The organism is Hyalangium sp., from assembly GCF_035629615.1.
Lineage (GTDB): Bacteria > Myxococcota > Myxococcia > Myxococcales > Myxococcaceae > Hyalangium.
The window spans coordinates 1-18214 of the sequence record NZ_DASPHO010000535.1; the positions used below are offsets into that span (position 1 = coordinate 1).

Annotated in this window: 18 protein-coding genes and 1 pseudogene; 8 read left to right on the forward strand and 11 right to left on the reverse strand. The window is 65.9% G+C overall.

Going from position 1 to position 18214, the window contains the following annotated elements; translation table 11 throughout:
* Window positions 1-1212, forward strand: a pseudogene (locus VD972_RS27085) (hypothetical protein); the annotation flags it as partial.
* Window positions 1213-1347: 135 nt separating this feature from the next.
* Here VD972_RS27085 and VD972_RS27090 read toward each other — a convergent pair.
* From VD972_RS27090 to VD972_RS27110, 5 genes are all read right to left on the reverse strand, one after another.
* Window positions 1348-2013, reverse strand: coding sequence for a hypothetical protein (locus VD972_RS27090; RefSeq protein ID WP_324991643.1), 666 nt, complete (start codon window positions 2011-2013; stop codon window positions 1348-1350).
* 65 nt (window positions 2014-2078) lie between these two features.
* Window positions 2079-2762 carry a matrixin family metalloprotease gene (locus tag VD972_RS27095; protein WP_324991644.1) on the reverse strand — a complete coding sequence of 228 codons (684 nt, stop codon included), beginning with the start codon at window positions 2760-2762 and terminating at the stop codon, window positions 2079-2081.
* Between the two features lie 47 nt (window positions 2763-2809).
* On the reverse strand, window positions 2810-3598 hold the full coding sequence (locus VD972_RS27100; protein ID WP_324991645.1) for a hypothetical protein: 789 nt from the start codon (window positions 3596-3598) through the stop codon (window positions 2810-2812).
* A gap of 130 nt (window positions 3599-3728) precedes the next feature.
* Window positions 3729-5105 (reverse strand): zf-HC2 domain-containing protein, encoded by a 1377-nt coding sequence (locus VD972_RS27105; RefSeq protein ID WP_324991646.1) that lies wholly within the window; start codon window positions 5103-5105, stop codon window positions 3729-3731.
* Window positions 5102-5647 (reverse strand): RNA polymerase sigma factor, encoded by a 546-nt coding sequence (locus VD972_RS27110; RefSeq protein ID WP_324991658.1) that lies wholly within the window; start codon window positions 5645-5647, stop codon window positions 5102-5104. The genes VD972_RS27105 and VD972_RS27110 overlap by 4 nt, the downstream gene beginning before the upstream one ends.
* 155 nt (window positions 5648-5802) lie before the next feature.
* Here VD972_RS27110 and VD972_RS27115 point away from each other — a divergent pair, with 155 nt between their 5' ends.
* From VD972_RS27115 to VD972_RS27125, 3 genes are all read left to right on the forward strand, one after another.
* Complete coding sequence (locus VD972_RS27115; RefSeq protein WP_324991647.1) at window positions 5803-6849, forward strand: cupin-like domain-containing protein; 1047 nt, start codon at window positions 5803-5805, stop codon at window positions 6847-6849.
* A gap of 226 nt (window positions 6850-7075) precedes the next feature.
* The gene (locus VD972_RS27120; protein ID WP_324991648.1) at window positions 7076-8149 is read left to right on the forward strand and encodes a cupin-like domain-containing protein; all 1074 of its coding nucleotides are present in this window, start codon (window positions 7076-7078) and stop codon (window positions 8147-8149) included.
* Entirely contained in the window at window positions 8124-9119 is a 996-nt protein-coding gene (locus VD972_RS27125) for a hypothetical protein (RefSeq protein WP_324991649.1), read from the forward strand. The genes VD972_RS27120 and VD972_RS27125 overlap by 26 nt, the downstream gene beginning before the upstream one ends.
* A 1-nt stretch (window position 9120) precedes the next feature.
* Here VD972_RS27125 and VD972_RS27130 read toward each other — a convergent pair whose 3' ends face one another.
* The 4 genes from VD972_RS27130 to VD972_RS45565 form a co-directional block, all read right to left on the reverse strand.
* Window positions 9121-9507 carry a hypothetical protein gene (locus tag VD972_RS27130; protein ID WP_324991650.1) on the reverse strand — a complete coding sequence of 129 codons (387 nt, stop codon included), beginning with the start codon at window positions 9505-9507 and terminating at the stop codon, window positions 9121-9123.
* A 15-nt stretch (window positions 9508-9522) separates the two neighbouring features.
* Window positions 9523-10839 (reverse strand): hypothetical protein, encoded by a 1317-nt coding sequence (locus VD972_RS27135; protein ID WP_324991651.1) that lies wholly within the window; start codon window positions 10837-10839, stop codon window positions 9523-9525.
* A 29-nt stretch (window positions 10840-10868) separates the two neighbouring features.
* Entirely contained in the window at window positions 10869-13616 is a 2748-nt protein-coding gene (locus VD972_RS27140) for a CHAT domain-containing protein (protein WP_324991659.1), read from the reverse strand.
* A gap of 74 nt (window positions 13617-13690) precedes the next feature.
* On the reverse strand, window positions 13691-14062 hold the full coding sequence (locus tag VD972_RS45565; protein ID WP_414654139.1) for an energy transducer TonB: 372 nt from the start codon (window positions 14060-14062) through the stop codon (window positions 13691-13693).
* Between the two features lie 547 nt (window positions 14063-14609).
* Between VD972_RS45565 and VD972_RS27145 the strand changes: the two genes are divergently transcribed.
* Both VD972_RS27145 and VD972_RS27150 read left to right on the forward strand, forming a co-directional pair.
* Complete coding sequence (locus tag VD972_RS27145; protein ID WP_324991652.1) at window positions 14610-15320, forward strand: hypothetical protein; 711 nt, start codon at window positions 14610-14612, stop codon at window positions 15318-15320.
* 138 nt (window positions 15321-15458) lie between these two features.
* Window positions 15459-15665: a hypothetical protein gene (locus tag VD972_RS27150; RefSeq protein ID WP_324991653.1), complete on the forward strand. Its 207-nt coding sequence runs from the start codon at window positions 15459-15461 to the stop codon at window positions 15663-15665.
* Window positions 15666-16615: 950 nt separating this feature from the next.
* Here VD972_RS27150 and VD972_RS27155 read toward each other — a convergent pair.
* A complete protein-coding gene (locus VD972_RS27155; RefSeq protein ID WP_324991654.1) occupies window positions 16616-16948 on the reverse strand; it encodes a type II toxin-antitoxin system PemK/MazF family toxin in 333 nt (110 codons plus the stop codon).
* Window positions 16935-17123 carry a hypothetical protein gene (locus tag VD972_RS27160; RefSeq protein ID WP_324991655.1) on the reverse strand — a complete coding sequence of 63 codons (189 nt, stop codon included), beginning with the start codon at window positions 17121-17123 and terminating at the stop codon, window positions 16935-16937. The genes VD972_RS27155 and VD972_RS27160 overlap by 14 nt, the downstream gene beginning before the upstream one ends.
* Window positions 17124-17476: 353 nt before the next feature.
* Between VD972_RS27160 and VD972_RS27165 the strand changes: the two genes are divergently transcribed.
* Complete coding sequence (locus tag VD972_RS27165; protein WP_324991656.1) at window positions 17477-17608, forward strand: hypothetical protein; 132 nt, start codon at window positions 17477-17479, stop codon at window positions 17606-17608.
* A gap of 221 nt (window positions 17609-17829) precedes the next feature.
* The coding region (locus VD972_RS27170; protein ID WP_324991657.1) for a hypothetical protein at window positions 17830-18214 on the forward strand (385 nt) is incomplete at its 3' end.

Consider the following 18214-nt stretch of genomic DNA (forward strand, 5'->3'; position numbering starts at 1 on the left):
GGCTCCTCCGAGACCTGCGAGAGCATCGACACGGTGCTCGAGCTGGTCGCCGCGGATGGGACGACGATCCTCTCCACGGATGATGATGGAGGGATCAACCGTTGCTCCTCCATCGACCCGTCCGTTGACGGGGAAGTGCGCAGGCTGCCCGCAGGCACCTACTTCGCCCGGGTCACCGCCTACAGCGAGACGATCCCTGCCTACTCACTCTTCATCCGCTACGTGGCGCTCTGCGGTGACGGCGCGGTGACGGGCTCCGAGGAGTGTGACGGGACCGTGAACTGCACCGCCACCTGCGAGCGTGTCCAGGTCTGTGGCGACGGCCACCTCGACTTCCCGGAGTCCTGCGAGGATGGCAACACGACGAATGGAGATGGGTGCAGCAGCACGTGCAGCGTCCCAGGGCTGCAGGGCGAAGTGGAGCCGAACAACACTCATTCCGAGGCAGATGCCCGCGCAGGCGGCTCCCAGCCGGTCCTCATCACCGGCGCCACGGGCTTCTCCAGCACGCTCGCCACGGCGAGTGACGTGGATGTCTACAAGATGCAGCTGCAGGCCCCGCAGGTCGTCCGTCTGGAGAGCTACAAAGGAGGGCTCGGCCGGTGCATGTCCGGCCTGGATTCGATCCTGTGGCTCGAGAACACGGACCGCACGCTGAGAGAGTCGGACGATGACGGGGGACTCGGGTTGTGCCCGGCACTGACCCTGTCGCTGGAGGCGGGCGCCTACTACGTGAGCATGGAGCGCTTGGGAGGGGACCAGGTGGAGTCCTACCTCCTGGAGGTGGCGTTCCAGAGCAACGCGGGGACCGAGTCCGAGGGCAACGACACGCGCGCGAGTGCCAACCCTCTGAGCGGCCCGGACAGCGTCATCTCTGGCTCCATCCCCGCCACGACGGACGCGGACTACTTCCGGCTCAGTGTGACCCAGGGCCAGTCCATCCGGGCGGAGATCATCGAAGGTGGCACGAAGAGCTGTAGCGACTCCGAGATGGAGTCGGAGCTGGCGCTGTTCAATGAGGCCGGGACAGAGCTCGTCTCAGATACCTTCGGGGGCCAGGGCAGCTGCTCCATGATTAACGGACGGGACTTTTGGTACTCCGAGGCGGGCAACCTGCCGGCTGGGAACTACTACCTCCGTGTCCGGTCCAGGCCGGACGCGGCCGCCGGCAAGGAGACCTTCGACTACCGGCTCTCTGTCACCCTCCGCTAGGAGCGCCCGGAGTCTTCGCGCTGTGGAGGCCCCAGGAGGGTGCTGGCGTACGTGAGTGATGCCTGGAGGCCTCGCCCCACGGCTTCGGCTCCGCCCCGTTCGAGGGAGCGCTTCGGAACGGTCGCTCTCGCGAGCTCAGCAGTTGACGAACACGGCGGAGTGAATCTCCCGGTCGAATCGCTGGCCCGTTGGGCCAGGGATCACGCAGCCGACACCTTCTTCAGCTCGGCCCCGCACGAAGAGGTCCTCATAGGACGAGTGTTGCTGCCCTTCGTAGATCCACCGGGTCTTGATCGTCACTCGGATGCACCGCTTCGCGTGCCGGTTCTTGCAGAAGACATAGCCGCTTCCAAATGCGCAGAGGTTGGGCACGACTCTGGACTCAAGGACGACGTAGTCCCTTGCGTCCTCGTCTGCGTTGGCTCCCATGAGCAGGCTGAGTGATTCCTCATTGTCTTCCACCTGCTCCCCTCGCTTGGGGAGCTTCAGGGCAGCAAGGAAGTCGGCGAAAGCCTTGGCGTCCGGTGTGGCGTACCTCCTGGGGGAACCGGCGAGGCTCATCACGCAGATGAACCCGCCACCCTGATCGACCAGTTCGACCACGCACTTGAGAGTGATCGAGTTGAGCATCAGCCAAGCGTCGATCTTCCACTGAGCCAGGCGCCGGAGCGTCTTCAGCTTGTAGGACTTGTCGCCGGGGATGATCATCTCGCCGGTCCGGTCCTTCTCGTTGACCGCGAGCCGGTACGGATAGGACCCGTTGGAGTCGCTGAGGATGGTTTCGAATACCTGATCTGGCATGGCCTGTTCCTATGAGGTGGTTGGGGAAAATGTGCAGGTACCGCTGGTGCGCGGTTCGGTACTTGTCAGTCATGCCTCGAATACAATGCCTTGATCGCAACGATGTCTCGCGGAGAGAGCTCGCGCTGGCCATTCCGAGGCTGCGCTCTCATGATCGAGGCTGACTCAGACGAGTGGCCAAGCCCGAGTGCATGGCCAAGCTCGTGAATCATATAGGTCTGCAAGTCGAGCACTCCCTGGGTCATGGTCGAGGCCCACTTCGTCGCTGCTCTGAAGTGTACGTTCCCACTCCAGCGCGTTCCTGGAGCAAACGCATGCGCGACCGTTGGCGGCTGGAGCGACGCGCCGTCGCCGTGGCGATCAGGCGTGAAGGAAATCTGGATGTCAGCCGTATGGAATGCGTCCACCCATTGGAGCGACAAGGGAACCTGCGACTGCCAGACCCTGCTTGCCTCACGAGCGACGTCTCGCGTCCAGCCCGGGGCATCGGGATCGACCGCGAGGGTCACCGTGCTCTTCTCCCAGCGTGCAGGTGCGCGCGGCCCGCTCTTCCAGAAGTGAGACGCGTCAAGGTCCGAAATGCCGCAGCGGGGTTTGTCGAAGTCGCGCCAGGTCTGTTCGTCCACGGTTCCGCTGATCGGAAGGTGCTGCATCTGAAAGTAGCCGAGCTCGGAGAGATAGGCCTGTGCTGCCGTCAGTTCCTCCGGAGCCGAGGCGAGCGGGGCTTCGTGCTGACGCTCACAGCCCATGAGGCAGGCAAGTCCTACGGCGAAGCCCCATCTCGAAGGCAACGGCACTAGAGGGTGTAAGCGAGCCAACTGCCTACCTCCATGGGACGCTCGTGGACAAAGACGGGCTGTTGCACCATCAGACCGAACTTCAGCTTCGTCGAAGGCTGGAACACGAGTTCCGCTCCCGCTTTCGAGGCCGGAGCAACGAAGGTTTTTGCACCAGCGGTCATGGAGGCCCTCAATGACAGAAGCATTTCGGGCCGCACCAAGTAGCCGTAGCCGACGGCAAGGCGGGTGCCGTACCCCCACCCGAGCGATCCGACGCGAGGCCCAGCTTGCAGCGAGAAGTCGAGCCCTAAGGCTATCAGCCGGTATTTCGCCCCGAGATCCGCACTTCCGCCGACCTCGCCCCCCAGCCCAGTCGCTTTGACCTGCGCGAAGCAGGTGAAGGCGAACTCCTTGTCTTTCTTCTTTGAACAGAGATCCGGACCTACTCGCAGGCCGAAGTCGCCGTTGCTATCGCGCGAGTCCTCAAGGAGATCTGTTCCTCGAATCGTAAAGAGAAGCGTGGGAGCCCATGCTTTGACCGACTTGTACGTGAACGTCACCATGGCATCGAGACTCGTGCCCAGGGCAGTGGAGTCTATTCCATACGCGCCAGTACCTTGGAGTTCGACTTCCACTGGGTTTTGCAAGCGGGCTCGAAGAGGCGCATCGGGACCATCCATCAACTCGAAGAATGCGTCATCTGTCGGACTTGTCGGGCCGCGCCCGAAGTAGTCGATGTCGGCCAGGGCTGCACTTGCTCCCAGTTGAATGATCACGAAGAGGATGAAGCAGCAGTGACGCATCATGTAACACTCCCTTCGGGGATGACACGGGGGCCGCACGCTGCTCGAAGAGCAACGCGGCGGCGAACATGAACTGAGTACTCTCAGAACGGCGCGCGCGGCTTTTCTTGGAGAGGAATTATCGTTCTTTTTTTCAGAACGCGTTTTCAGAGCAGCTCGCGTCGAGGCCGAGCGCCCTGCAGGACTGAACCACTCTCAGCAGCCGCTCCTCTGCCTGGACTCGCTGGCCCTGGGCCTCCTCATGCCGCGCGAGCAGCCGCTCGGCCTTGAGGCGGAAGCGAGGCTCCGGCAGATCCACAGCGAGTGTCGCCAGCTCCGAGGGCTCGCCCAGACCGGTGCGCAGCAACGCCCCGAGCAGCACGTCTCGCTCCTCGGACTTCCGCAAGCGCTCCACCAGAGCGGCGGGATCGGTCAGCTCGCCCCGCAGCAACCGCCCGTACTCACGGGCCAGGGGAGCCCGGATCGCGAAGTCTCGTCCCGCCACGCCTTGTACGACGTCCCCCAGCACGGCAGCACCGCCCGCGAGACGATCCAGTTCCTCCGCGAGTGGGAGCAACCCTCGGGCCTGCTCCCCGCTGACAGCCGAGCGCGCCGCCTCATGGAGCGCCATCCGGGCCACCTCGGGGTGCCGACGCGCCTCTTGTCGGAGATCCTCCCCCGGCTGAGACAGGCGCTGCAGAAAGGCCTCCACCTCCTGCTGTTGGAGGGCCTGGCGCCCCAGCCGCAGCTTGCGAAGCGCCTCCGCCTGCCGCTGCGCCTCCTCGCTCCAGCCGGGTTCCCCCCGCCCCGCCACCTCCGCGAAGGCCTCCTCCGCCTCCTGCGCCAGCCCCAGCTCCCGCAGGGCTAAGGCTCGGTTCCACATCGCCTGGTCATCGCGTGGCTGGACGGCCCACACGCCTCGCAAGAGGACGAGCGCCTCCGCAGGCGCCCCGGTCTGGAGCCGGAGGACCGCGAGATCATTGGCACGCTCGGCAGAGGGAGACATGCGCTCGAGGAAGGCCGCAGCCTGCCCGGGGGCCCCCTGGAGCAGGTAGGCGGTGGCGACCCCCGCCAGATCCCCCTGCTCCTCCCTCCTGGCGAGCTCCTCCAGCGACAGTGCCTGCGCGCTGGCCTCCCCACTCCGCATGGGCACATAGGGGCGGTGACGCGCCAGGGAAGGATGGCTCAGCCGGGCCTCCAAGGGGCGTGTGGCGCCCGGAGAGAAGTCCAGATCTGCCGTGGGCTGTCGTGTGGTGAAGTACACGAGCGCCACAAGCGAGACGGCCAGTGCAACCAGGCCAGCGCCCCGGCGCCCCCAACTGCGCTTCCAAAGGGGCTGGATGTGCGCCCGTGGCGCCTCGGGCTCGCCCTCGGCATAGGCAGCCGCCGCCATCATCTCCAGATGGAGGGCCTCCCTCAGCCGTGCCTCACAGGAGGCACAGCCGAGCACGTGAATGCGGAAGCGCTCCGCCTCGGAGGGCTCCAGCTCCTCATCCACGAAGAGGTCGAGGTTGTCGCAGAGGCCACTCATGAGCGCCGTCCTTGATCCGCTTCAGTGAGGAGCCCCCGGAGCTCCCGACGGGCCTCGGAGATCCAGGCGCCCACGGTACCCGTCGGGACACCCAGCTTCTGGGCGATCTCCCGATAGCGCAGCCCCTGAGCGTGCAGCTCGTAGGCCTCACGATGCTTCGGCTTCAGGCGGCCGACCGCCGCACGGAACTGCTCCGAGGAGAACTCCCCCCACTTCTCCTCGAGGCCCTCTTCCGGGGAGACCGCCTCCGATTGAACTAGGCGCAGCCCGGGGAGCTGCTCCTGTTCCGCGCGCCGCTGGCGGTAGAGATCGAAGAACCGGTTGGTGAGCGTCGTGCACAACCACCCTCGGCGCGCCGCGTCACTGGCAGAGGCCAGCTTGTCGAACTCCTGCAGCGCGCGTGCGAGTGTCTCCTGCACCAGATCCTCCGGCTCTACCGAGCCCCGGCTGCTCAGCTTCCGAGCCAGGCTCAGCAGCAGGGGACGGTAGTCACGGCTGAGCTTCTCGAACTGGTGAGACTCTTTCGGCATCAGCGCGACCATCAGCTGCACACCCGCCCTCGCCATCGGAAAATGCCCCGGAAAATCCTCCGGCTCTAGAACGGAGGCGGCCGGATTTCTTGGGAAGCATCTTCATGGCCCTTGGCGACACAGCCTATTCTGCCTGCCAGGCCCATTGACATGGGCCAGGAGCCTCCATGTCCCACGACCTCGCACCCCCCCGCTCTCGCAAGCAACGGGCCTGGCTGGCGGAGAACCTCGTTCAAGGGGTGGCGCCAGAGCGACTGGTGGCCCGACTGGAACAGCTCGGCCTGGCTCCCGCGGAAGCCCGGGAGGAGGTGGAAGCCGCCAGGAGGCACCCCCTGGTGCAGCAGGGAGCCCGGAATACCCGGCAGCTCGGCGAGCTCCTGTCTCTACTCCAGTCGTATACGGCGCTGCACCGCCAGTCCGGGTGGCACCAGCGCCTGGAGCGCCGGCAGAACCTCCCGCCCCACGAGTTCCTGGAGCGCTACTACTTCCCCAACCGGCCCGTGGTGCTTCAGGGGATGATGAATCACTGGCCCGCCCTGGAGTGCTGGCGCCCGGAGCGGCTCACCGAGCGGTTCGGCGACGTGGAGGTAGAGATCATGTCCGGCCGGGAGACGGATCCGGGGCATGACATCTCCCCGGACCGCTTCCGCACCCGGATCCGCTTGGGGGACTTTCTCCACAAGCTGCTCACCCAGGGCCCGAGCAACGACTACTACCTCACGGCTCGCAACTTCGCCCTCGAACGCTCGGAGCTCCGGGGAATGCTGGACGACGTGCGGCCGATCCCTGGCTACCTGCGGGCCCCGGGACCCAAGGACATCCGGCTCTGGGTAGGTCCGGCCGGCACCGTTACGGAACTGCACCACGATCTGAACGGGCACCTCTTCTGCCAGGTGTCCGGACGGAAGCGGTTCAAGCTCATCCCCATCTTCGAGATCGCCAGCGTCTACAACCAGCAGCGCTTCTGGAGCGCGGTGGACGCCCTGCGACCGGACCTGGAGCGCTACCCCGCCTACTGTGAGGCGGACATCCTGGACGTGGTGCTCGAGCCGGGGGAGATCCTCTTCCTCCCCGTGGGATGGTGGCACTGGGTCCACGCGCTCGACGTCAGCGTGTCAGCGACCTTCTCCTGTTTCGATCTGCCGGGCAAGCTCCCCTCGTGGCGAATCCACGCGTCCGAGCAGGCAGACCCGACGACGCTCACTTCGGCTTGATGGGGGGCTTCGACGGCGGCGGAGTGGGCGTGGGGCCCTTGGAATCGTCATCGGTCCCGTGACCGGGATGCGGGTTGGGAACAACGACCGGTACCGATGGATCTGGCTCACCCGGCTTCCTCGGCTTGCCTCCCGACGACCCTGGCTTCTTGTTCACGGCCGCTCCTTCGCAGATGTCCTGTGTCTGCTATAGGAAGGCCATGCCTTCCTGTCAACGCTCATGGCCATGAGCCCCAGAGAGTTCCAACGACGCAGGTGGATCGCTGAGAACCTCGCGCGGGGCGTCTCCGCCGAGCAACTCCTCGCCCTGTTGCTCCAGTTTGATGTGGATCCCTTTCAGGCACGCGCCGAGCTGGAGGCCGCCGCGGCTCACCCCGCCGTGAGGGCCGCGAGGCCACTCGCTCCCCGCCGTCAGGAGATCGAGGCGCTGCTGGATGTCTATTCCTCGCTCCATCAGCAGTCTCCGGAGGCAGGCCGGATCGACCGCCGGGTCCGGCTCTCTCCGGCGGAGTTCTTCGAGCAGTATTACTTCCGACACCGGCCGGTGGTCATGGAGGGGCTGCTCTCGGACTGGCCGGCCTCGAACCACTGGTCTCCCGAGTCCTTCGCGGAGCGCTTTGGCGACGTGGAGGTGGAGCTCATGGCGGGCCGGGAGACCATCACCGATCCAGACTTTCATGGCGACCTGCTCGTGAGGACGCTCCGGATGCGCGAGTTCGTCGCGCGGCTCCGAGCCGCACGGCAGACGAACGACTTCTACCTCGTGGCCCGCAACCACCTGCTCCAGAACCCAGCTCTCTCCGCTCTGCGGGACGAGATCCGCGCTCCCGCCGGCTTCGTCATCCCGGACCTTCGCGAGCCAGACAGCACCCACCTGTGGTTCGGACCTGCTGGCACGCTGTCCAATCTTCACCACGATGAGATCAATGTGCTCTTCTGCCAGGTGTACGGGCGGAAGCGGTTCTGGCTCATCCCCTCCTTCGAGATTCAACGCCTCTACAATGACCGGGGCTTCTACAGCGCTGTGGACATCCTCTCGTCCCAGCCCGAGCGCTACCCGGACTTCCAGCGCGCGAATGTGGCCAGCGTGATCGTCGGTCCAGGGGATGCGCTGCTCATTCCCGTGGGCTGGTGGCATGCCGTGCGGTCCCTGGAGGTGAGCATCTCCGTGACGTTCGTGCGCTTTGCGCTGCCCCAGCGCAACCACTGGCTGAAACCTTTCTGGATCGGTCCACCGCCGAGCCAGGACATCTCTCGAAGGAAGGCAGCCCCTCATGAACTCGCTCCCCCCGGAGGATGAAACCTCTCCCTTCGAGCCAGAGTGGCGTCAGTGGCTCGCCGAGAACCTGCTGCGCGGTGTGCCCCACACTCAGCTCGTGAACACGCTGGTGAAGGCGGGGGTCGAGGAGGAAGTGGCGCGCGCGTCCCTGGCGGTCGAGCTGCGCGATCCCTATCTTCAGGGTGCGCTACGGGCGGCGCAGATGCACTGGAAGCTGGAGGGGCTGCTGGAGGTCTACCGCCAGCTCTTCGAGCAGTCTGGAGCGCACCAGCAGGTGCCACGCCCTCAGCAGCTCACTCCCAGCGAGTTTTTCGAGCGCTACTACTTCCGCAACCAGCCCGTGGTGGTGCGCGGCGCTTTGGAGGACGTATCCACCCTGGGCACTTGGACCTGGAAGCGCGTCACCGGACAGATGGACGGGCTTCAAGTGGAGCCCATCCTGGAGGGAACTCCCACAGCTCCCCTCACTGTGCGCGAGTGGGCTCGCCGGAACTCAGCGGGTGAGTCAGGGCTGGCCTGCTGGGCCTCCGCTCCCTTGCTGGAGCGGGAGGACCTCCGTCCCCTGGCCAGTGTGCTCCTCCCCCCGCGCGGGTACACCGCCGAGGGACTGCACGCGAGTGGGGCTCGGCTGTGGCTTGAGGCAGTGGGAGCCGGGCCCCCGCCGATCCCTGCTCGGAGGAACCTGCTGCTCGGCCCGCTCTCGGGGCGGCGGAGCCTCCAGCTCATTCCCTCCTTCGAGCTCGCCCGCCTCCGCGGTGGCCTGTCCCCCGAGCAGTCCAGCCCTGCTCAGGCTTCCGCGCCCTTGTGCCTCGAAGTCGCGCTGGAGACCCCTGAGCTGGTGATGATCCCCGTGGGCTGGTGGTTTCGGAGCCTCGCCCTGGAGCCTGGCCTCTGGGTGTCCTTCGAGGCCTTTGCCGCACCCGAGCCCAACACCTCCTGGCGGAGCCCGGAGCCTGGGGAAGCAGTTCCTACTCCATACCCTCGGGAGTGACCTACGCCTTCTTCAAGTGCTTCCGGGCGAGATGGCTCAGGGCGGGAGAGCTGGCCTCGTCGAGGATGCGCTGAAGGCTCTCCTGGAACCTCGTTTCATGCTCCTGTCCAAGCGCCGGATGCGCGATCACAGCCTTGATGGCGTCATACATCAGCATCTCTTCGGGTGGCATGGCGTGAGGCACCAGCGTGTCCTCTTTCTGAGGAATAGGCCGCCGCTGATCCAGAAACTCCAACAGCAGCTCCAGTTCGCTGAGCACACCCGGCGCATTCGCTCGGTCGCGTGCGACCTCCAGCGCATCGAGGAGGACCGTCCAGTCGCACAAAGGGTCCAGCGGCTCGTTCCTAACGTATCGTCTCAACTGATCGAGCAGGGCATTGTCGTCCATGGTCACCCTTCCTACCTAGGCATCCCACTCGATGGAGAGCTGCGGAATGAGCGTCGTCAGGACCGAGAGCCCATACGTCCTCTTGTTCAGGTCAACCGGTACGTGAGTCCCCGCGATGTGTGCAGTCATGAGGAACCACGTGAAAAGCCTGTCCAGGTACTGGCGCCGGAAGGCCGCGTCCTGGCCCATCTCTTGTTCTGTGTCGACGTCTGGCAGCGGCATGTCGATCTCGATCGCCTCGCTCATGAAGGACGGATCATAGAGGTAGACAGTCTTCCCGTCCTTGACGAGGAAGTTGATGCTGTGTCCATCCGTTCCATCGACGGGGAAGCAGTATCTGTTCTCGGTCAATCTGGGGAAGCCGTCCGGCTGTGGCTCCGGCCTGGGGGGATAGGCCTCCCTTTCCACCGGGAAGTCCGCCCGGAATCGGATGAGCCACGAGGGCTGGAGTTGGTTGAGTCCCGGCGAGGTGCAGGCGAAAGCGACCCAGGCGATGTCCATCGGAGGTGTCGGGAGCCGCTTGTTATATTTGGGGCGGAACGTCCTCCCCTCCACAACGACGCCCTGACAACCCGCCATCCGCTGGAACATCTGGCACCACCCCCCACACATGCCGCCTCCTGTCATGAACATGTAGCGCACCTCCCAGCCCGGTACGCCATAGCGTAGGTTGGTCGAGGGCAGGTTCTTGATGATGGCGTCGCAGATCGCTTTGCCCTCGTTCTGGCCGGCGCACCACTCCGAGGTCCAAAGCATGAGCGGAGTGTAGGTCTGGCCCTTCATGCGATTGTCATAGATCGGGAGCTCCCACGTGGTACACAAGGTGTGCTGCGTCTCACTGATGATCACTTCGATGTCTTTGTCCTCGTCCTTCCACGTCGCGATCCAGCGCAGGCGGAGCGTGTACTTGCCAATCCGGTCTGGCAGTGGCTGGCTAAACCAGAAAACCTTGCGTTCCCTGCTCTGGCTGTCTGCTGTGTGCTTCTCAAGCACGTCGAAGTAGGTGGCTCGTTTAATGATTTTGACGGTCTGAGGCTTGATCCAGACGATGGGCTTGGAACTGGGTGCTGGGGAGTTCTCGTCCAGGGGCAGTCCCTCTGCGCGGATCTGAATCTGTTCCGGAACGAAGAGATATTGAGCCATCAGGCCGAGCCGAACAGACGGAATACTCCCGCGTTTGTAGGCCACCGGCTCGTTGCGCACCCCCTTGATCCACTCGGGTCGAGCGCCCAGCTTTTCGCCTGTCATGGGATCCAGCAGAGGCAGGGCTCCGCTCCCTTCAAACTGGAAGTGCACGCTGTGCACATCGATGGGCGGCCATTCTCTGTTCATCTCAGCTCCTCGTCATTGCGTACTTCGCGTCATTGGAACAGCAACACGCTCTCGACCCAGCGGGCGCCAGGCTCCGCCTGCCGCAGGAGCAGGCGCTCATCGCGCAGGGCTGCAGCGGGGGTGGCACCCGCGCGAATGCGAGCGAGCACTGCTTCGAAGAACCGGCCCGCCGAGTCTGGAATGTCCGCCGTGGCCGCGAGCACCACCCGGGCCCCGGATGCGATGAAGGCCCTGGGCAGCGAGGCGTTCTGATGGATGAAGGGGGGGAGCCGGGCTGCACCACAGGCGGCGAGCACCACCACCGGTGTGCCCTCCAGCCGCTCATGCTGGATCTCCTCGGCCGTCAGCGCATAGCGGCCCTCGGGCTCCGGCGTCAGAGCGATCAGTGCAGACTCGGAGATGCTCCGGTTGATCAGCCCATGCGCATGAATCTCGATCTCCGTGGCTGATTTCATCGCCGCCAGCACTCGGGAGGGAGTGGCCCAGACCCCCACCAGCTCCTCGCGGAGCCCGGGAGAAGCCACCGAGGAGTCCCAGGGAGGCAGGCGAGGCAACTTCAAGGAGGGAGGTGCCTCCACATTGGCAACGACGAGCTGACGCGACGACTGCGCGCGAGGCGGCTCCGGGATAACGGCGCTGAGGCGGTAACTCCATGCCAGCTCCTGGGGAAGCAGGCCCGAGCGGCTGTCCAACGGCGACGGGGCCAGAACCTCCACGTGCTCGCAACCTCGCAGCCGTGCCACCAGCTCGGGCGGGACCAGGCCTGTCAGATCCTCTCCCAGTGGCTCGCGGCGAGTAGCATCATAAGCGCCATGCTCGTCGCCCCTGGGGCCGCGGACGACGACGACGGTTCGCTCGGAGTCCACCACGGCGGCCAGCACGCAGTCCTTGGGGACGGGGACCTGGAGTTCCTCAGCCACCCAGGCCAGGGCCTTGGAGAAGTCCTGGACGTGGCCCGCATTCACGGCCAGCGCGTGGTAGGCCAGGGCGACCGCGTCCCGGGCGTTCATGTCCGTCCGGCCGAGACGGCGGCCCTCCTCGATGGCACGCCGCAGCAGGGCTTCGCCGGCCGGGCGATCCTGCGCGATCTTGAAGCGGCCCTCGATGAGCGTGGCCAGCACCCGTCGGCCCGGAGGCTCGCTGGACGGGGAGACCCGCTCGAGCTGCTGCCGCAGCAGCTTCTCGTCATCGGGGCGCGGCGCGAGCCGATGAAGCTCCGAGAGGATCCACGCCCCCGTCAGCGCCACTGCCGGCCCACACTCCATCGCCCGATCCAGCTCCCGGCGCGCAGCCTCGCTCCGGAAGCGCAACATGGAGAGCGAGGACAGGTTGCGGTAGACATAGTTGCGGAGCTTGCACTCCTCTCCGATGACCTGAAGCCCCTCGAGCAGGTGGGCTCGCGCGGCGACGATGTCGACCCGGAACCGAAGCACCTGTCCGAGCGAGAGCATCGAAGAGGCGTAGCGCGCCCACTCCTCCAGCGATCGCGCCTGGTCCCTGCTCGCACGCGCGTGCTCCTCCGCCTCCGTGAGCCGGTTGTGGGCGGTATAGATGTGGCTCAGGATGAGCTGGAGATCGATGCAGCGCCCGGCGAGCCCCGGCGCATGGCAGGCCGCGAGCGCATCCAGAAGACGCCGCTCGCTGCGGTGGAGCTGACCCGCGGTCTCTTCCAGGAGCGCCACCGCCTCCTCGACCACGCTTTGGATCCACGGATCCTCCCACTCGCGCGCCAGCGCCTGGAGCTCTTCAGGCTGCCGGGGCTGCCCTCGCGCCAGCATCACGGCGCCCAGGAGGATGTCCCTCTCGCCAGAGGCTCGGAGCCGCCCGAGAAGCGCGCGGGGCTCTGGGTGCCGCTCACGAACCAGGAGGGCGTACTCGCGCGCAAGAGGTGCTCGGAGGGAGAAGTCCCGCTCCGCCACACGCAGGACGTAGTCCCGCAGCGGCGAGCCTCCCCCAGCCGGCTGCAGCACCTCGGCGAGCGGCAACAGGGCCAAGGCCTGCTCACGGCTCGGGGCGGTCCGGACCAGCTCGTAAAAGAGCCCGCGGAGGGTACCGGGATAGGCACGCGCCTGCTCCACCGGCAGGGGCGCATTGGGATCCTCCACCCTCGCAAGGGCGGCATCACGGGCCGCCCGCCAGGCTTGGACCCGAGCTCTGGCTTGTGCCCGCAGCTCCAGGGCCCGGCGCTCGGCCTCTTCGCTCCAGCCTGGCTCTCGCAGCTGGGCCACGCTCACGAAGGACTGCTCCGCGAGCAGCGGCAACCCCATGGCGCTCAGCACCAACCCTTGGTTCCACAACGCCTGGGGGTGGTTCGGCTCCGCCTCCAGCACATCCTCCAACAGGGCCAACGCCTCACTGTGATGACTCCGGGCGAGCGCCAGGACCGCGCGGTCATGGTCGCGCGCCAACGAGGAGGGAGCGACCGCGAGGTGGGCAGAGGCCTGCCCCAGATCTCCCCGGAGGAAGAAAGCCGCAGCCACTCCCACCGCGCCTCGGCGCTTCTCGAGCGAGGCGAGCGCGCGCAGCGAAAGAGGCGGTATCCCACTGGCGTCCTTGCCTGGAGACGGCTCATAGGGGCGGTAGTGATCCGCCTCGGGAATGCTCAGCCGGAACTCGGTGGGCCGGGTGCGAGCGCCCGCAAACCAGAGCTCCTCCTCGGCGCGCGCGGAGCCCACCCACAGCCATCCCACGATGGCCATGAGCCCCGGCAGGATCAGCAGAAGCCCGGCCCTCCCGGGCTTCCAAGCCCTTCCCTCGCGCTCGGGTGGCCGCAGCACCAGTCGCAACACGTTCCTCCCAACCTCTGCCGGTGTCAGGCCTGTTTACAGCGAGGCTGCAATGGTTCTCTTTTCTACTCAACAGCAGGGTGTAGGACCAAGAGCCAGGATCTCCGTCCCTGCTTCGACGACGGGCGGGCACCCTTGACCGTCCGCATCCGGACCCACTGCATCCGCCGCTCGGAGCTGAGTTCCATGCCGCGGGGCCTCATCTGCACCATGAGGAGGTAGGAGACATCAATGGGATGCCCTGCCAGTAAGGCTAGCCGGTACCGCCGGGTCTTGAGCGCCTCGATCGCTGCCTCCGTGAGCCCATAGGGGGCCATCTCCAGCACATCGCAGGCTCGAAGCCTTCCGTCGACTCCGAGGCGGCAGCGAAAGACGATCAGGGCGAAGGCTCTCGCCACGAGTGCTGCGGGCGGGTAGTGGGGCAGATTGCCCTCGATCTTTTCCGGTGCCGTGAACTCCCGGCGGCGAGCACGAAGATCGAGGAGAGGGCCAGGAGAGAGCGGCTCATCACCTCAGTCTACCGTGCTGGAGACACCGAGCCTCGGCTTCGACGCGGGGTGTGACCGGCGGCAGGGTCTGAGCCCCTCACCTTCCGCCTCAAGGAACTTCCTTGCTGGGATGACTCGGGCTCGGCACGCCACTATGGGCGACGCAGCAGGAAGGCACACAGGACCATGTCAGACTCGAACAGGCGCATCGCGCCGAGCTGATGAGTGGAGGCTGCGGGAATCGAACCTGCTGCCGGAGACTTCTGGCGAGAGGCATGGCTTGCCCCGGTACATAGGTATCCGTTCGATGCCTCTACCCGTCAGCGCTGCCGGAGCTGGGGCCGGATGAGATCGCTCTCGTTATTCAGGGCCTCGCTGGCCAGAGACACTTCCAGATCACTGCTCTCGCCGCAGCCCTGCGGGGCGGGGCCCTCCGAGTTGACCTACTGGGAGAAGATCTCCACTCTCCTCTTTCATGCGAACACTGGCGCTCTTGATGCTGATGGCGATGACGGGCTGTTCGGGTGGGGGCGGGACGCATCATGGAGGCGAAGACGGGGGAACCGAGCCAGAAGTGGATGCAGGCGCCGACGCTGGAGCAGGAGGCACCGACGGCGGTTGCGCGGAGGGCCAACTGTTCGAGCGATGCCACCCGTGGACCACCGATGTCTCCAGGCTGACCAAGCACTCCGAGTCGGACGCCATCATCAACGCGCTGAGCGGCGCGGATGGCTGGGGCTCAGGGAATTTCCGGACCGACCGCAGCCTGGTGGTGCTCAACGGCCCGGCGGGCATGCCGTTCCGCGCGTTCACGCCTATCTCCGACTTCTATTCGCCCGATTGCGACAACGTGCCCATGCCCGTCCCGACCACCGGCGCGATCGAAGGGGACCCCGGCTTTGCGTGCACCAGCGACGGCGACTGCCACCTGCTGGTCGTCGATGTGCCAGGCAAGCGGCTCTATGAGATGTGGAGGGCCCACATCACCGGGACCAGCACGGCTCAGTTTCGCGGTGGCTGCGCGGCGGTGTGGGATCTGACCAGGGCGTACGGCAGCACGCCGCGCGGTCGTGGGTGCTCGTCGGCTGACGGCGCCGGCTTTCCTATCGCAGCCATGCTCGCCAACGCCGACGAGGTGTACTCTGGGGAGGTGAGACACGCGCTGCGATTCACCCTCCCCAACGAGCGCATCCGCGATGGCATCTAACGGCCGCCTGCAACGCACTCCACCTTTCCCACCAACGGCGGACCCAACCTGCCGCCCTATGGTGTTCGCCTGCGCCTCAAGGCCAGCTTCAACGTCAACAGCCTGACCGCGCCCGGGGCACGCACGATCGCGAAAGCCTTGCAGCGCTACGGGATGTTCCTCGCCGATGGAGGCAACATCCCGCTCATGCTGGCCAGCGACCGCTTCACCACCCATAAGTGGAGCGAGGTGGGCATCACCAATGACCTGGCGCTGGCTTCGCTGGCAGTTACCGACTTCGAGGTGGTGGACATGGGCACGCCCGTCAACTGGAACGCCGACACGGACTGCTACCGCAACCCGTGAATCGTCTCAGCATCTGTGGGGCCTGCTGAGGTGCACAGCCGGAGCAACCCTCCCCCGAGTGCAATGAGAGGGCTCTCCTCCCTAAGACCGTGTTTCAAAATTAAAGCCCGAGGGGCTGCCCCCTCGGGGGAATCCCGCGTCGGCTTAATTCTGAAAGACGCTCTAAGGGGGACTGGCACTCTCCGTGGACAAGACGCAGGCCGGCAGACCGCACACTGGACATGAACGAAGTGCACCAGCGGCTCGTGGAGCTGAAGGCCCAGCAACCGCCTACCAGCGCGCCCGGGGCCTGACGCACTCGATCAGAGTCTCGCCAACGCCTCTTGGAGCGCGCCGGCGCCGAACGCTGAAGCCTGACGAACGGAGCGTGGTCTGGCTCAGGAGCCCGCAGCCCGGAGTTCCCCCAAGCAGGTGCGGAGGAGGCAAGCGCGGGGCTTGAGGCAGCGGCCAGCAAGGAGCGGATGAAGCGGAGGACGCCGCCAGTGGACTGGGCACAGGTCCTGAGCAGGACGTTCGACTTCGACGTGTTCGCCTGCGTCAGGTGTGGAGGCAGGCTTAAGGGTATTGACGTACCTGAAGGCAGCACGAGGGGTGCGGGCGATTGTGGAGCACCTGGTCTTGCCCACGGCATGTGCGAGCCTGGCCCCGGCGCGAGGGCCACCCCAAAGCTTCTGGTGTTGAGGCTCAAGCCCTGGCCCATCGCCTGCTGCGTCCTCATGGCAAGGGCGGCAAGGGTCGGCGTGTGCCCCAAGGGGTTGCACGGCCAAAAGCACTGGCGCGGCGCACGGCCTTGCTGGCCACGGCAGTTGCCCTCGCAGGTGCCCTCCGCAGCCTCCCTGCACAAGCCGCCGCCCGCAACAGGGCCTCCATCCCTCCGATACTTTTCTAGGCGAGGCGGAGCTGCTGTCCCGTCGGACTGTGGGCGCTCCATGCCTCCGAGTGAGCGACGCTCATCGCCCACGGACGGAGGCAGAGAAGCCGCACGCGATGAGCAGCGCTCGTTCTACCTCTGGCCAACGAGCAGGAGGCAAGGTGGCAATGGAAGCCCCGAGGCGCGAGCGCTGAGCGAGACTCACATGATCAAAGTTGAGGGAGCAGGCCGTCGGCATGCCATCCTCCGGCGACAGCAGTACCTCCGTCTCGAGCCCGCGGATGGTGCGCGTGGCAGGCACGACGATGATCTCGTTCAGCGCATCGATGACCTCGGTGCGCGTCAGAAGCAGCACGGGTCGGCGCTTGTCCGGCGCGGCGAACGTGTACCACCGAATCTCACCGCGACGCATCGAACTCGTCCCAGCCCTCAGCCTCCCATGCCAGGGGCTCTTCCTCGGAGGAGAACTCCTCCTTGCCCGGAGGGCTGGCACGGTAGATTTCGGCATCCGAACCGCCGCTCCTCGCGGCTGCTCGCAGCGCAAGCTTCGCCAGACGGACCTGCTCGTCATGGGGAAGCTTCTGCACGAGAGGCCAGAGATCTTCAGCCGTTAGCATCGGGTTCATAGGGCAAGCCTTGAGGCTAGGTTACGAAGCGGCTACCTGAACTTCAAGCCTGCGTTCGCCGGCTCGCCCTGAGAGCCAGCAGCCTTAGGAGGGCTGCTCCTTCGCCTGCCGCCCACCCAGGCGATGCCCGCCCTCCACGCTCCATTTTACCCTGAAGCGCCTCTCTCTCGGGGAGTGCTAGCTGAGTGCGGCCATCCTCTCCCCGGCCGCCGCGCATGGCAGGCTGGAGCTCCATCCATGAACGTGACCCATTCGCTCGGACTGATCCTGGTTGGGAGCTCAGCCAGGCCCGCTACGATCGGGATCGACTCCAGGTGCTCAAGGACCGCATTGCCCACAACGAGTACAAGGAGATCCGCAGCATCATCGTCATTCAGGACGGCAAGCTGCTCGTGGAGCCCGCTCGCGGTGGGCCTGGCCCAGCCCTCAAAGACTCCACGCCTTGATCATGGACTTGCCGCGACAGATGCAACCCGGGGCTCTGCTCACACCTCTACCCACAAGCTGTGCCACCTGGCCGACGCGAGGAGTGTCTGGTGCCAGGCAGGAGATCAGGCTATTTCCGGAATCGTGGCGACCTCACACAACTTTATTTCCTGAAGACTGAGAACCTGGGTGGCGGTGTCGGGCCGCCATCGGTGTGCCACAGGTTTGCAACGAGGGCTTGATGGGTTCACGCGTTGATCGGCATCGTGCACATCGCTCGCATCCGGCGGAGAGCCCAGCCCGTCGGTCCCCACCGCCCTCTTCGCGGGCCCCGGAGCGTCGCCCCCAGCCCCCGCCCCAGGCTCGTGCGTCCGGCCATGATCGGCGGGACGTCTTCGAGTCCAAGCACTCTCCCCAGCGAACCGCGGACCTGGTGGACAGGCTCCGCTCCAACGAGAACTTCCGCCAGCTGCCGCGTGGGACACAGGCCCGGCTCCTGGCGACGGCCCGGGGTCACGGGCAATCCCCGGAGGCTCGCAGCAACATCGCGGCCCTGGCGCTGAGCAAGGACTTGGATCGGCTCTCCCCCCGGCAGCAGCGCGAGGCAATCCAGACCCTGCGCCAGG